Source organism: Mucilaginibacter phenanthrenivorans, assembly GCF_024721155.1.
GTDB lineage: Bacteria > Bacteroidota > Bacteroidia > Sphingobacteriales > Sphingobacteriaceae > Mucilaginibacter > Mucilaginibacter phenanthrenivorans.
Map to the genome: position 1 here is coordinate 210,115 of NZ_JAHVAP010000006.1, position 15,444 is coordinate 225,558.

Genomic DNA, 15,444 nt, shown 5'->3' on the forward strand with positions numbered 1-15,444 from the left:
ATCACACGCTTGGGCAGCGAGGGGCCCTGCTAATGTTAAGCTGTCATATTGCGAACACCCTTTTAGCGGAAGTATTACAGCGAGTGTATGAGTTTAAATTCATTCGGATGCTTAACCATTTGAAAAACAGGTATTTTTTTCTGCTTAGCAATTTTGAATAATTTGTCTCTAAGTTCTTTTCCGTTTGAATTGAATCTCGTTCCTAAATAAATGGCTTTCGGATATGGTACAGTCATTTTTTGGGGGAATGAATCATTTTGCCTAAATATTGTTAACCGCCATTCTTGTTCATATTCCCAATCTTTAGATTTTATAAGGCTAGAAGCAATCATTTGCATAACTGTATACTCTTCAAAAATTCCAACTTTATGTACTTTGTCGCGATAGATTACCGGTTGCATAAAAGTTCTTAGCTGGTCAGTGTCAATGAAGTCATATTCTACAGCAATTCCTTTGTGCTCTGAAGCATAGTGGCTCCATAATAATAAGGAACTATTATATAAACTAAAACTGCAAATCCTTAGGTTCTTATTTGTTTCTTCAACAATCTCTGTCCAGCGTTTTTGAACTTTACCAATTTGTTCTCCGGATGATTGCATAAATGGAATTGCTCTCTTGTCGCAAATTTTTTTGTATTCTAAAAACGGTTTTTCCGCAGTAGTTAACATTTTGATTTCACTACTATTTAATTTACCTCCTGTATGAAATGTGAAGAATTGCTGGAATTTTTCAGAGCCGTAAAATTCTCGTAGACATTCATCGTTGTCAAACTGAATTGAACATTCAAATGGGTCATTTAAAGATGAAATTTCAGCTAACCAGATATAATCCTGCTCGATTGCTTCAATTGTGAGTTCGGTTAATCCTCTATATTTAAAAAATGAGGTTGGAAAATTTTCATATTTAAGGGGTATTGCTTCTTCGAAATTTTCAGCAACCATGTATTTCCAATATTGTTCTTTCCAGTTATCTTCCATTTAGTAATTTCTGCTGTCGTAAGGCATATTCGTTAAATCTTGAATGCAATAATGTTATGGATGCACTCGCTGCCGCAAGACTTTAGCCTTGTGGGTCGCTACAGGTAACTAATCAACATAATCTTAAAAGTATAAATTTTGTATTAAAATAACTGCTTTGTTAATGAAGAGGGCTACATAAATGCCGGGAACAAGTAAGCTGGCTCTTTTGGGCAGTGCTGCATTCTCACGCCAGGAGAGGGGCATAACAAGGCTTTATTCAATATGCCTGTTTTCTATATGTCAAATACACACCGCTACCGCAAGCGTTTCGCTTGTGGTCCGAAGACAAGTTGCTAATAGACAAGTAACCATTTAACTTTCAGCCAGGCGCGATAGCAATTTTGGATCTGATAAAGATATTGCGGCATAGCATGTTGGCTGCCTAAACGCGGTGTCACGAGAACTCCACCTCTCTGGGCCGTGGCTGCATTCCCGCGCCAGGGAGGTGATTCTTAGCGTTTAGCAATCATAAATGTACAAATTGCTATTTACCATATTTTAAATCATGTTACTATTGAGCTCTTCTTTTCTCATCAAAAGATATGTTCTTGTTGTTTCCGGAAACCTTTGATCTTCCGAATAAGTAGGTAAGACCAAGACTGAAGATTCTATAATGATAGTCCGTTCTTTCTGTCTGCACAAATTCGCTAAAACGTGCATCATATTTGTTTACCGTACCCAGATAGTAAGTTGGGTTGATGATCAAATTATTGTTAAGCAACTTTAACCTGGCCCCCACCCTGAAATCACGTTGACTGTATGTGTAAGTATTTCCACTGGTTGAGGGAAGGCTTTGGCTGTAGTTCAGATAGAAATTTAACAGTTTAGTTGCCTTGAAATTATTATTGACACTAAACGATGCAGAGGTTCCGTTTTGGATGGGAATAGCTTCTATTTTGGATGCTGAGGATGAATAAAAAAAAGATGCGGAGCTGCTGTTTTCCCACCAATTAAAAAATGCCCGATTAAAGGAAACATAGGCCCCCACGTTATCCCGTGTTAAAAAGTTTCCTCTGCTTGAAACCACTAATGGCCCCTCAATCGTTGTAAGTAATGAATTTACATCACTGGTATGTTGCGTAAATACAGTAAAAGAAAACATACTTTTATATAGGTAATTAAGTTCGAAATTGTTACTGTATGAAGGTAAGAGCAGTGGATTCCCGGTAGAATAAGTATAAATGTTTGTGTAATAGGCAAAGGGATTTAAGGAAGCGAGGCCCGGGCGGTTGATCCGCCTCGAATAATTTAAAGAAAAAGTGTTATCGGCGTCAGCTTTGTAAACGATATAGGCCGTAGGGAATAGGGCGCCATAATTACGCTTATTACGCTGGTTTAAAGTAGGCGAATAGCCATCCATCAGGGTATACTCATAACGCAATCCTGCTTTGGCTGTCCATTTTTTCGATAGTTCAGATTCCATACTGTAATACGCGGCCAGGTTTTTTTCGGTATAGTCGAAATCATTACTGCGCGTTTGGTCTAACAAGAGATTATCGTGGATATTATTATAATATGCTACGCTGGCATTGTTATTATAGGTAGCAAACTTAGCACCAGTTTCTATTTTAGCCCATTTATAAGGCAATGTTAAATCTGATTGAACAGACCAGATATCGTATTTTGACATGTTATTATTTTGAACTGCAGCATAGGTGTTTGCAGATTCAGAAACAAAACTATTTCTTACTTCAGGCCTGTTCCTGAAAAAATTAACAGAACTGCTTAATTTCTTTCCGGCCGAATCAATCTTTAAATCGTGGTATAGATTTAAGGTCTGTGCAAATAATGGCCTTGCCATTTCGCCTTTAGTGTTCAAAACCGAATCGACAGTACTGCTCGTACCATAGCTATAATTATTAACAAAGATATCCTTCTCTTTGCTGTGTGAAATATTATAAATAAACCCGATGTTATTGTGCTTGTTTAACTCATAATCTATACTTAAACCGGCCTGCAAACCTGGTGTAGTTGATATCCGCTGCTCGTTACTAAGGATTTGACCGGGGTTCCCAATTATATTGAGCGAATCGTTCAGCTTACTGTGAAAAATTGATTGGTTAAATGTAAAGGAGCTGCTAACTTTTTTTGACCGGAAAAAAAGGGCCAGGCTATTGTTAAAGGATGAGGGTGAGTAGGGCCTCTGATAATATGTTGAACTTACTGACCCGCGCCAGCCCAATGATTGGTTTTTCTTTAAAACAATATTGATCAGGCCGGCATTTCCCTGGGCCTCATATTTTGCCGGCGGGGTGGTAATGATCTCGATTTTTTCTACATTTTCAGATCTGAGTGCTTTCAGATAATTAGTCAGGTCGGTTCCGCTTAAATAAACTATTTTCTCATTTACCATAACCCCCATACTCCCCTTGCCCACCATAGAAACGCCATTGTCGGATACCTTTAAAAAAGGCGCCACCTGCAAAGCCTCAAAGAGGGAAGAACCATTCGCTGCTATAGTGTTGTTCAGGTTAAATATCCATCGGTCAACCTTTCGTTCAAGAACAGGACGTGTACTTGCAATGGCTACTTCCTTGAGCTCTTTTAATTGCTTGTTGAGAACGACATCAGTTAATTTAACTGAAGAGCCGTTAAATCTAATATTATTTAACAACTGGCTGTTGTAGCCTATGCACGAAACCTTAACGGTAAATACGCCGTTATTTAAATTAGTGAGCTCGAAATAGCCTTCTTTGTTACTTACCCCATATTTTACCACGGCTGAGTCTGCTGCATTTAAAACTGTTATAGTTGCACTTTCAATTCCCCTACCCCCGGTTTCTATTACTCTACCAGAAACAGCCTGTGCAGAACTTTGATAAATTAAACTTAAAAGCAAAAGAAAACTTAATGTGCTGACTTTGTAAAAAAATAGATTCATATAAATTTTTAATTCGTTTGCATTGAATACTCAACCCAAAAAAAAAGGTTACAACGAACTAATTAATTCGTTCAATATTAGCATCAGGTACAACTGTTGTACCCGAAACCCATTATTACCAATTGGTGACCTGCACGGAGCGCCGGATGCTTACATTTGCTGATAATAATTAAACTAATGATGAAGAAAATAGGATTTTTATCATTCGGACACTGGTCCGACCATCCTTCGTATCAAACCCGTAACGCAGGCGATACGTTGCTGCAATCAATTGACCTGGCTGTTGCCGCGGAAGAAATTGGTTTGGATGGTGCGTACTTCCGGGTTCATCATTTTGCGCGCCAATTGGCGTCGCCTTTTCCCTTGCTTTCCGCTATCGGGGCCAAAACCAGCAAAATAGAGATAGGGACCGGCGTAATTGATATGCGCTATGAAAACCCCCTGTATATGGTGGAAGATGCCGGCGCTGCGGACCTGATCTCGGGTGGGCGTTTACAATTGGGCATCAGCCGTGGTTCGCCGGAGCAGGTGATCGAAGGTTGGCGCTATTTCGGTTATGAACCTGCTGAGGGGGAAACCGATGCAGATATGGGACGGCAAAAGGCTTTGGAGTTTTTGGATAAATTAAAAGGCGATGGGTTTGCCGAGCCTAACCCTAACCCGATGTTTCCGAATCCGCCGGGCTTGTTGCGCCTGGAGCCGCATTCGGACGGACTGCGGGAACGCATCTGGTGGGGAGCAGGCTCAAATGCAACGGCAGTTTGGGCGGCCGAAAATGGCATGTACCTGCAAAGTTCCACCTTAAAATTCGACGAAAACGGCAAACCCTTCCATATCCAGCAAGCGGAACAGATCAGGCTTTACAAAGAAGCCTGGAAAAAAGCCGGGCATCAGCGCGAACCGAGGGTTTCGGTAAGCCGCTCTATTTTTGCACTGGTAACGGAGCAGGACAGGTATTACTTTGGCCAGCAAGCAAAGGCGGCCGATAGTTTTGGATACATTGAGGCCAATCAGCGGGCAGTTTTTGGCAGGAGTTATGCAGCCGAACCCGATGAGCTCATCAAACAATTAGCACAGGACGAAGCGATCCGGGAAGCGGATACGGTGTTGCTGACCATACCGAACACATTGGGCGTTGATTACAATATCCATGTGCTGTCTGCTATTTTGGAGCATGTTGCCCCTGCATTGGGTTGGCGATAAATAATATGTACAGCGGGACGGTTAGAAAGAACCGCGTGCCCCATTCTTAACCTGGCGCGAGTGTGTAGCGCCTGCATAAGAGGTGGGGCACTCGTGACGCCGCTGCCAGGTATTGAACTCTATTCTGACCATGCAACAATGCCGTCAAGTTGCAGATAGGCGTTCTAAGTAGAGACGGGATGCATCGCGTCTCCCGTATGCAAATCCAGCGTGCGTATTCGCGCTAAAAATCCGATTTACAAATTCGCTCTGTATAGCCGGAGACGCAAAATATTGCGTCTCTACAACCGGCAAATTAAATTCAGGCACTCCCGATAATTTTACAAATCTGGTTTATTCAATTATCAGTAAAAATAAAACACCTGATAATCAGCATGTTTCATAGCGTTCCGGGTGTTCCACCTGTAAAAATGGAACGCTTTGCCAAAAAAATTTCTCTCCTTATTCAATAATTACCTATCTTTATAGTTATATCACTATATTTATAGTTTGCATTAAACCAACTTGTAATCTCTTGAAATAACTCCATGATAAAAAGCAATTTAAAACGCCCGGTTTACCTGATTTTATTACTGATAGCGTGTTCCGCAGGCCCTGCTCTGGCCCAAATTCCCGTACGCACCGGCCCCGCCCCTGCCGAAGAAATAAAAAAGGCCCGGCTTGCCCTTGATACCAACATGAACAGCATGGCGGCGCATAAGAAGTATATCTATGCCATGGGCATCAATACAACTCAAGTTGTGGACCAGTACAGGGAATGGATGAAAAAATACCCAGAAAATGAGACCATCCCATTGTCTATCGGTACCGTTTATTATAACGCTGAAATGCCGCAGGCCGGAGAGTTTTTGCTCAGGGCCTCTGCAATGGAACCCGGGAACGCGAAGATCTGGTCGATGCTGTCGGGCGATGCATTCACAAGGGGACAAATGGATTTGGCAATTGAATATAAGAAGAAGGCAACGCTGGCAGATCCGTCAAATGCCGATTATGCAGTGTCTTACCTGTTTTCGTTCTCGGGCGGCGATCCGGCTGCTTACAAGCAAAAGGTTTTTGATTTTGTAAAGCGCTTCCCTCAAAATGAGGCCGGCGCCTATGCCTTATGCCAGCTTGGCGAACAGGCCACTAATCGTGCGGACAAGATCACCTATTTCGAAGAGCTCCGTAAACTTTACCCTCCGCAAAAATTTAACTGGTCGGCCTCCGGGATGATAGAGTTAGTGGACATTTACCTGCAAACAGATCCCGGAAGGGCATTGGCGTTGATCAACGAAATGGGCGGGGAAAAACCCTGGCCGGCAAGAAAACAGGTGGCCGAAGCATTGATCAGGGTAAATAAACTGGAGCAGGGCCAAAACTATAAGGATGCCCTTACTGAACTGAACCAGGTAAAGCTGCCACGGTACAATTTCATTAAGGACTATATCGCAATAAAAAAAGCTGCGTTGCGCGAACAGTCGGGCGACGTTAAAGCCGCCTACGACAGTTTGGCTGTACGATTTGCAAAACTCCCAACCGAAGAGCTTTATGCCCCGCTTGCATTGTACGGAAGTAAGCTTGGCAAGGACAAAGAACAGGTTGCGAAAGACATCGAAACCACCAGGAACAGCACGGCTGTTGCTGCTTATCCATTCGATTTGGGCCTTTATACCAGTACCGGCAACCTAAGTTTAAAGGATCTGAAGGGCAAGGTGGTATTGCTTACATTCTGGTTCCCTAATTGCAGCCCCTGCAGGGCGGAATTTCCGCACTTCGAGGCGGTGCTCAATAAATTTAAGGGCGATGATGTGGTATATGTCGGCATCGATGTATCGCCGCTCCAGGATGGGTTTGTGCTTCCACTGATGAAAAATAACAAATATTCATTTATCCCCCTACGCGGCAATGCGGAGTTCGCTGCTAAAAACTACGGCGTGCAGGGCGAGCCCGAAAATTTCCTGATAGATAAGGATGGAAAGATTGTCTTCAGCAACTTTCGGATAGATGGCAGCAATCACCGCACACTGGAGCTGATGATCTCCTCGTTATTGAAAAAGGGACAGCAAAGCAATTGATCCTTTAATCAAACTATTATGAAAAGAATAATATTGGCTTTTTTTGTGCTATTGTCTGTTTCTTCAACTCTACATGCACAGGTGTTAAGGCCTGTAAGGTGGAGTTATGCAGCAAAAAGATTGAGTAAAACAGAGGCCGTGGTTTTTATAAAGGCTACCATTGATGAAGACTGGCACCTCTATTCGCAAACAGTGCCGGACCGGGGACCAACAAGGACCTCCTTTGCCTTTTCGCCATCAAAAAACTATGCGCTTATTGGCACAACGCTTGAGCCTAAGCCGCTAACAAGGTTTGAGAAGGTATTTGGTATAGAGGTAGCTTATTTTGAGAATAGCGTAATATTTCAGCAGAAAATAAAACTGAATGTTAACGGCCCCGTAACTGTTAACGGCAGCCTTGAATATATGACCTGCAACGATGAAAAATGCTTACCGCCCGAAACGGTGTCATTTTCGATTATGATTAAATAGACGGGCAAAATTTAAAATACTAATAATCAACATGTTTCATAGCGTTCCACCTGTTCCATGTGCAAAAATGGAACGCTTTGCCAAAAAATTTCTCTTCCAATTAATAATTACCTAACTTTATAGTTATAATCCTGATCCAATAAACCGGGCATCCATCACCCGCCAATAAACCGATAACAACAGCATCAGCATAAATGAAACCAAAATTTCAATTATTAACCTTGTTTTGTATGATGGCGCTAGGTGCCGGTGCGCAAAACGATACGTCGGTTAAGGCTAAAACTGCACAGATCGATACCTCGCTTAAATTTACTGAGATTCAGAAGGATTCGACGGCAAGAGTAAATAGCGTAAAAAAAGAGGAGCCTCTTGTTACGCGTTATATGGGTGATGCGGCTCCGCAATTGCGGGTTAAGGATTGGATTAAGGGCAAGCCTATTACAAATTTCGAAAAAGGCGAGGTGTACGTAATTGATTTTTGGGCAACCTGGTGTGGGTGGTGTATTAAAGGCATGCCCCATCTTTCGGAGCTGGCCCGCAAGTACAAAGGCAAGGTAACCTTTGCGGCCGTTAGCGTGTGGGAAGACCGCGGAACCAGGGGCGCAACCCCCGAAAAGCTCAAGGCTTTTGTCGACGGTATGGGCGATAAAATGGATTTCAGTGTAGCGTCGGAAGATACAGCTTTTACGCAGCGCGATTGGTTGAATGCTTTTCACCTGGATTACATCCCCGTTAGCTTTATAATTGACGGGCAGGGTCGAGTGGCATGGACCGGCAACTCAGCACATGTGGATACCGCACTGCAGAAAATAGTAAACAACACCTGGGACATTGAACAGGAATCAGCGAGGAGAAAATACTCAGACAGCAGCCAGAATTATTTGGATACGCTGGATAATTCAGTGATCGCTAAAACGAAACGATTGCAGCTGCGGTCGGGCAACGAGAACCTGCAGGGTTTTACCGATTCCATCCTGGTGGTGATCAACGACATGGTTAAAAAGGAGCCAAAAATAAAATACACGCCCGAAATGGCATCGCACACCTTCGCCGCCCTGCTTATCACCGATCCGCATAAGGCCTGCGAATATGCCACGGAGGCGATGGCGTCGCCTTACGCGCAATACGCCTATGGAATGGTTATTGAAGAAATTAACTTTTCGCTGCGCTACCTTACCACGCCAAAGGAGGTCTATCTGTTAGGCGCCGAATGTTACCAGGTCAAGATCGACCAATCGGAGCCTGATGAGGATGCGGCTTATTTAGCCAAGCAATACCAAAGCATGGCAGATTGGTACCGATTGGGTGGAGATAAGCTAAAGGCCATTGCCGCAGATAAAAAAGCCCTTAAGCTTTGGGAAAAGGATGCGGATAAGTAGGCCTCTCACTGCGCCAACAACGCCGCCGAGCCCTTTGGAAAAATGCCTTTAGGCGCTGCCGGGTATTTCTTTGCGATAGCTTCGTACCATACGTCCGTGCTAAAAGCTCCGCCCTCGGCAACCACCCATTTACCACCATGTTTTTGAAACATGGCCTCTACGTGGCAGCAATCGTATTCGCCGTCATCCGGAAATTTTAAGGCTTTGCCGTCCTTTCTATCAGCCGAGCCCTGGAACCAGGCGTAATTGTTAGCTACCTTAAGATGATCTACATAAAACTCCAGCGTCATTTTCAAATCCTTGCACAAGTAAGCGCGCAAAGCATCCAGCATTTCGGTGCGCTCCTTTGCGTTGGCGGTGGTTTTTACTTTGTAATCAAGTATGGCATTTTGGGAATGGGCTTTTAAAGTAAGCACCAGGAGGATCAGGATCAGGTATTTTGGTTTCATGGCTTAAATAGTTCTGTTGATCAAATTTAGAAGAAAAATGCTTCCGGTAAAGCCCTTTTGTCATCCCCGCCTCCTATTTTAACAAATAGGAACGATCGTTCCGATTATGATATATCTTTGCGGAACGATTATTCCAAATATAGAAAATTAATCATTCAACAACATGAAAAAATTAGCAAATAAAGTAGCAGTAATAACAGGAGCATCAAAAGGGATCGGCGCAGGCATAGCAAAAAGCCTGGCAGCAGAGGGCGCTTCTGTAGTAGTAAATTATTCATCGTCAAAGGAAGGCGCCGACAAGGTGGTTGCCGAGATAGAAAGCAATGGCGGTAAAGCTATTGCGGTTCAGGGTAACGTATCAGATTTAGCTGATATCGCCCGTTTATTCGCAGAAACTACCAAAGCATTTGGACCGGTTGACATCCTGGTAAATAATGCAGGCGTTTATAAGTTCGGCGGAATTGAACAACTTACCGCAGAAGAATTCCATACCCAATTTGACACCAACGTATTGGGCCTGTTACTGGCAACACAAGGCGCAGTAAAAACCTTTAATGAAAATGGTGGCAGCATTATCAATATAGGATCAGTAGTGAGCGCTATTGCCCCTATTGGCAGCTCTATATACACCGCAACAAAAGGTGCGGTTGACGCCATTACCCACGTATTATCCAAGGAGCTTGGCCCGAAGAAGATCAGGGTAAACTCCATCAACCCAGGCATGGTTGAAACCGAAGGAACTCACGCCGCCGGCTTTATCGGTAGTGATTTTCAAACCGAACAAGAGCGCACTGCACCATTGGGACGGATAGGTCAGCCGGAAGATATTGGCTTATTAGCTGTATTCCTTGCATCTGAAGATTCACGCTGGTTGACAGGCGAAACTTTGCTTGCAGGCGGCGGGGTTAGATAAGAAGGAAGTCGGGAGTACCGAGTCTTGAGTCAAGAAGTTGTTTTAAATTAATTAATTTTTTGACTTTCGACTTCAGACTTTAACTCTATTTCAATAACACTTTTAAAATGAATAGCTTTGCTTACTTATAGGCAAAGCTATTCCGCTTTATGGCAAGAACGAAAGATTTTGATGAAAACGAGGTACTGAACAAGGCCATAGCTATTTTTTGGTACAAAGGCTATAACGGCACCTCCATGCAGGACCTTGTTGACGGATTGGGTATCAGCCGTTCAAGCCTGTACGACACCTATGGCGATAAGCACACCTTGTTTATTAAAGCGCTGGAAAGCTATAAAGCCAAGGGTTCGGATAAACTTTGCGCTGTGGCTAACGCTCCCGGTGCGGCGAAAGAAACGTTAAAAAAGCTGCTGGAGTTCACCGTCAATGACCTGCTTGGCGACAAAATGCAAAAAGGCTGTTTTATGGTAAACGCCGAGGTTGAAAATGCCCCGCACGATGCTGAAGTAGCCAAGCTGGTATGTGAAAATGATCAGATGGTTGAAGATGCCTTTTACCACGTGATAAAAAAAGGACAGGATAGTGGAGAGATCGCCAACACACAGGACGCCCGGGCACTGGCCCGTTTTACCTTCAACACGGTAAAAGGCATCCGCGTAACCGCAAAGTCGATCAGCGACAAAACGGTGTTCGACGATATCATTAAATTGGCATTGGCTGCGCTTGATTAGTATTGTCATCAAATCAACCTGCCTTCATTTGCATTTTATTCATCTTAACATTCCCTTTCCCATATCCGTATAAAAGCTTTTTGTTCGATTATTTTATAAAGCAGGATGACAAAAGCAGCGGCTCCACGCAATTATGGTTTCGATATTTTAAGGGTGATTGCCTGTTATATGGTGATCCAGGCACATGCCGGTGAGTTTTATTTTATTGGCAACGGCGGCAAAATCACCAATACTGTTGATGCTTATTGGGTAGGCTGGTATAATCCAATTTGCATTATATCGGTCCCGTTGTTTGTGATGATCTCGGGCCTTTTTCTGTTCCCGATAACTGATGTGCCCGCGTTTTTTAAGAAGCGGTTTAGCAGGATAGTGATTCCCTTTGTTATCTGGTGTGTGTTTTATGCCCTCTATTATTACGCAAGGGGCTATGCCGACATAAATACTACCCTCACCAATATTATCAATATCCCCATAAATTATGGCGCCCAGATAGGTCACCTTTGGTTTGTTTATATGCTGCTGGGTATATACCTGTTTGCCCCTATCCTTTCGCCGTGGATCCAGACCGCCAATCGCAAAAGCATGGAATTATACCTGGCACTATGGGTAGTTACACTTACCATCCCCTATATCCATTTGATCATTCCCGAAGTGTGGGGCGAAACCTTTTGGAACCGCACGCCAATGCTTTACTATTTCTCAGGCTTTTTAGGTTACGTGGTGCTGGCCAACTATATTAAACGCTACCATATGGAGCCCCGCCGATGGAACTATTTCGCAGGGGCTGCCCTTATGATTATTGGCTATGCTATTACAACCTATGGCTTCTTATACCGCCTCGATACCGAAAAGTTCATTAATAAGCTTGCACTCACCTGGGGTTTTGAAACCATCAACGTTGCCATGATGACCACCGGTGCTTTCCTGATGTTCAAAAATATCAAAATAAAAAATCCGGATACACCATTTATAAGGTTGCTGCTTGATATTGCAGGTAAGAGTTATGGTATTTACCTGGCGCATATCCTTATTTTAAATACCGTTCATTCGTTGCTGGATCATCGCTTTTCAAGCGCCGCTATTAAAATTCCGGTGATGGGGGTTTGTGCTTTTGTCATTACGTTTATAGTTGTTAAGATTTTATCTTTTCTGCCGAAGAGCAAATGGCTGGTGGGGTAAGATATGTTACATACATGCCCTATTCCATGAAATATTTTTACAGTTGACTATGAACGTAAGCTTTGACGTGTATACCAAAAAGACACGACTATTCTATATATCCGAAGGCATTACGATCATAACATTGATAGTTATTGCCGCCGGATGTACTTTTAATATTCAGTTTAAAACGCCGCTTATGCCACTTATCGACGCTTTACTGATAATTGGATCATTTACTACTGTCGCATTTTTAGTGATCGTATCAACAGGCTTGGTAAGAACATATATTAAAGATGGAGAATTGATCTTAGGTGAAGAAACCGTAGTCATTGACGGAACTAAAATCCCCCTAAATGACGCAAGCAACATCAAGTTAAGAGTTGGCGTCTGGAACAGGAAAAGGGCAGGTAACCTGTTAGGTAACAGAGTAGAGATTACGGATAAAAACAACAAAACCTATAAAAATCGCTTCGCGATCAAATCGTACGATCATAACCAGGAATTTGAAAAAGTAGTAACCCAATGGCAAACAAATGGGGTCAAGTTCGACTTGTCCTATTTTATTTTTAATTGAGGCAGTTAAGACATTTGTCTACAAACTCATATTTCGCAATTTCAGCCAGTTTACTATTTTTACAGACCCATTTATTAATCGAACAAAGACTTTATACTCATGATAACCATACAAAACCACCCCGAATTTGAAAGCTACCTTGGCAAGGAAATTGGCATATCAGGCTGGCATACCATTACCCAGGAACAAATAAACAAATTCGCTGAGGCTACTATTGATTACCAATGGATCCACACCGACCCGGAACGCGCCAAAACTGAAGGGCCATTTGGGGCTACTATAGCGCATGGTTATTTAACAGTATCGCTGCTGCCCTACTTCTGGCACCAGATAGCCGATGTTCAAAACCTGAAGATGCAGATCAATTACAGCATTGAAAATATAAGGTTTGCCCAGCCTGTTAAGGTTGACAGCCAGGTAAGGCTTCATGCTAAATTGGTGGCCATAGTTAACCTAAGAGGCATCACCAAAGCCACTATTGGCGTAACCATGGAAATTGAGAATGAGAAAAAACCGGCTTATACAGGTGAGGTGGTTTTTCTGTATCATTTTAATGTGTAGATAAAAATTCGGTAGAGACGCGACGCATCGTGTCTCTACGAATACACCCCAAAACAGGCGGAAGATTTCTGCTAATTCTAAAATTCCGCAAATTCTGATTCAGACAGATAATTCCTGTCTTCTTTCCTATATTTATCCCATTAACTGCCTCAACAATTACCCGATGCTAAAATCACTCTTCGCTTCAGCTGCGCTGTGCTTTATTTTTTTACAGGTGAATGCGCAAAGCCTTTACATGCCGCGCGATGTAAAAAAAGCGTATAAAAATCAAACCCGATCAATGGACGGCAAGCCAGGCAGCAAATACTGGCAAAACACCGCCCACTACAACATTGCAATAACTGTTATGCCGCCCGATAAGACAGTAAAGGGACACGAGCAGATCACCTATATTAACAATAGCCCGGATACGCTGAAAGCGCTAAATATGAAGCTGATCTTAAATGTACACCATGCGGGCGCAACCCGTTTCAGGCCAACTGACCCTGATTACATAACTGACGGGATGCAGGTAGATTCAATAGCGGTAAACGGTCAGCCAAAAAAATGGGATAACAAACAGGCCAGGGCAACCAACCAGGGTTTGGATCTTTCAACTCCGCTATTGCCCCATGATTCTGTAACGCTTAACGTTACCTGGCATTATGAGCTGGCAACCGGCGCAGGCCGCGAGGGCGTTATCGACCCAACCACTTTTTATATCGCCTACTTTTACCCGCGCGTTTCTGTTTATGACGATTATAATGGCTGGGACAAGCTGGAGTTTAACGATCGCCAGGAGTTTTATAACGATTTTAACGACTATACCCTCAGCGTAAACGTGCCTAAAAACTTCATAGTTTGGGCAACCGGCACATTACAAAATCCGGAACAGGTTATTCAACCTGAATATTTAAAACGATTGAAGGCATCCATGTCGACAGATTCCGTTGTTCATATAGCGACCCCATCTGATCTCGCCAAAAATAATATCACCACACAAAACGATATGAACACCTGGATTTGGAAGGCGGCCAATATCAGCGACATGGCGGTTGGCATCAGCAACCATTATAATTGGGATGCCGCCAGTACAATTGTCGACAATGCCACTGGGCGCCGGGCAAGTATGCAGGCTGCCTATGCAGATGGTTCGGCTGATTTTCACCAGGCGGTTAAATTCGGCGTGCATGCATTGAACTGGTTTTCGAATCAGTGGCCGGGTGTACCTTACCCATTCCCAAAAATGACGGCGTTCCAGGGATTCGCAGATATGGAGTTCCCGATGATGGTGAATGACTCGCACGATCCTGACATTGCCGATGCAGAATTCCTGCAGGATCATGAAATGGCGCACACCTATTTCCCGTTCTATATGGGCATTAACGAAACCCGATTTGGTTACATGGACGAAGGCTGGGCAACCACCTTTGAGTTTTTTGTTAATGAAACAGAGGTGGGTAAACAGAAGGCTATAGAAAACTATAAAAACTTCAGGGTTTCGCAATGGATCAATGACCCGTCAGGAAGCGAGGACCTGCCTATAATTACCCCAACCAGCGAACTAAAGGATGGCTATGCACACAATGCCTATGGCAAGGCATCATTAAGCTATATGGCTTTAAAAGACCTGCTGGGCGACGACCTGTTTAAAAAGGCACTGCACACTTACATGAGTAACTGGAACGGCAAGCACCCTATCCCATGGGATTATTTTAACTCCATTAATTCAGGCGCTGGCAGGGATTTGAACTGGTTCTTTGAAAACTGGTTTTACACCAATTATTACATCGACCTTGGTATCAAAAGCGTAACAAAAATTGGCGCGGGCTACAAAATTGTTATTGACAATATTGGCGGATTTGATGTACCATTTGATGTAAAACTAACCTACAGCGACGGCACAACAGGCATAATCCATCAAACACCCGCGATTTGGCAAAGCAATCAAAAACAAGCAACACTTAACTTAAAAAATAAACAGATCATAACCTCGATAGTTATTGATGGCGGAATTTTTATGGATGCAGATGTGACCAATAATAAATGGGTGGCGAGATAAACAAGCT

General features: G+C 43.2%; 13 protein-coding genes. 10 read left to right on the forward strand and 3 right to left on the reverse strand.

Annotation, left to right across the window (positions count from 1 at the left end; translation table 11 throughout):
• Positions 1–74: 74 nt before the first annotated feature.
• Together KXD93_RS16395 and KXD93_RS16400 are read right to left on the reverse strand one after the other, a co-directional pair.
• Positions 75–977, reverse strand: coding sequence for a DUF2971 domain-containing protein (locus tag KXD93_RS16395; protein WP_258138332.1), 903 nt, complete (start codon positions 975–977; stop codon positions 75–77).
• Between the two features lie 553 nt (positions 978–1,530).
• On the reverse strand, positions 1,531–3,900 hold the full coding sequence (locus tag KXD93_RS16400; protein WP_258138334.1) for an outer membrane beta-barrel family protein: 2,370 nt from the start codon (positions 3,898–3,900) through the stop codon (positions 1,531–1,533).
• 180 nt (positions 3,901–4,080) lie between these two features.
• On the opposite strand from KXD93_RS16400, the gene KXD93_RS16405 reads away from it, so the two are divergent.
• The 4 genes from KXD93_RS16405 to KXD93_RS16420 all read left to right on the forward strand — a co-directional run bounded on the left by KXD93_RS16405 (position 4,081) and on the right by KXD93_RS16420 (position 9,007).
• Positions 4,081–5,103 carry an LLM class flavin-dependent oxidoreductase gene (locus tag KXD93_RS16405; RefSeq protein WP_308726291.1) on the forward strand — a complete coding sequence of 341 codons (1,023 nt, stop codon included), beginning with the start codon at positions 4,081–4,083 and terminating at the stop codon, positions 5,101–5,103.
• A gap of 527 nt (positions 5,104–5,630) precedes the next feature.
• Positions 5,631–7,157, forward strand: coding sequence for a redoxin domain-containing protein (locus KXD93_RS16410; RefSeq protein WP_258138336.1), 1,527 nt, complete (start codon positions 5,631–5,633; stop codon positions 7,155–7,157).
• 18 nt (positions 7,158–7,175) lie between these two features.
• On the forward strand, positions 7,176–7,628 hold the full coding sequence (locus KXD93_RS16415; RefSeq protein WP_258138337.1) for a protein-disulfide reductase DsbD N-terminal domain-containing protein: 453 nt from the start codon (positions 7,176–7,178) through the stop codon (positions 7,626–7,628).
• 194 nt (positions 7,629–7,822) lie between these two features.
• Entirely contained in the window at positions 7,823–9,007 is a 1,185-nt protein-coding gene (locus KXD93_RS16420) for a TlpA family protein disulfide reductase (RefSeq protein ID WP_258138338.1), read from the forward strand.
• A gap of 5 nt (positions 9,008–9,012) precedes the next feature.
• Here the strand turns inward: KXD93_RS16420 and KXD93_RS16425 are convergent, their stop codons facing one another.
• A complete protein-coding gene (locus tag KXD93_RS16425) occupies positions 9,013–9,456 on the reverse strand; it encodes a hypothetical protein (RefSeq protein WP_258138340.1) in 444 nt (147 codons plus the stop codon).
• 163 nt (positions 9,457–9,619) lie between these two features.
• Here KXD93_RS16425 and KXD93_RS16430 point away from each other — a divergent pair, with 163 nt between their 5' ends.
• From KXD93_RS16430 to KXD93_RS16455, 6 genes are all read left to right on the forward strand, one after another.
• On the forward strand, positions 9,620–10,369 hold the full coding sequence (locus tag KXD93_RS16430; protein ID WP_258138342.1) for an SDR family NAD(P)-dependent oxidoreductase: 750 nt from the start codon (positions 9,620–9,622) through the stop codon (positions 10,367–10,369).
• Positions 10,370–10,518: 149 nt separating this feature from the next.
• A complete protein-coding gene (locus KXD93_RS16435) occupies positions 10,519–11,100 on the forward strand; it encodes a TetR/AcrR family transcriptional regulator (RefSeq protein ID WP_258138344.1) in 582 nt (193 codons plus the stop codon).
• A gap of 105 nt (positions 11,101–11,205) precedes the next feature.
• Entirely contained in the window at positions 11,206–12,279 is a 1,074-nt protein-coding gene (locus tag KXD93_RS16440; RefSeq protein WP_258138345.1) for an acyltransferase, read from the forward strand.
• Between the two features lie 49 nt (positions 12,280–12,328).
• Positions 12,329–12,835: a hypothetical protein gene (locus KXD93_RS16445; protein ID WP_258138347.1), complete on the forward strand. Its 507-nt coding sequence runs from the start codon at positions 12,329–12,331 to the stop codon at positions 12,833–12,835.
• 99 nt (positions 12,836–12,934) lie between these two features.
• Entirely contained in the window at positions 12,935–13,396 is a 462-nt protein-coding gene (locus KXD93_RS16450) for a MaoC family dehydratase (protein ID WP_258138348.1), read from the forward strand.
• Positions 13,397–13,559: 163 nt separating this feature from the next.
• Complete coding sequence (locus KXD93_RS16455) at positions 13,560–15,437, forward strand: M1 family metallopeptidase (RefSeq protein ID WP_258138351.1); 1,878 nt, start codon at positions 13,560–13,562, stop codon at positions 15,435–15,437.
• Positions 15,438–15,444 lie beyond the last annotated feature (7 nt).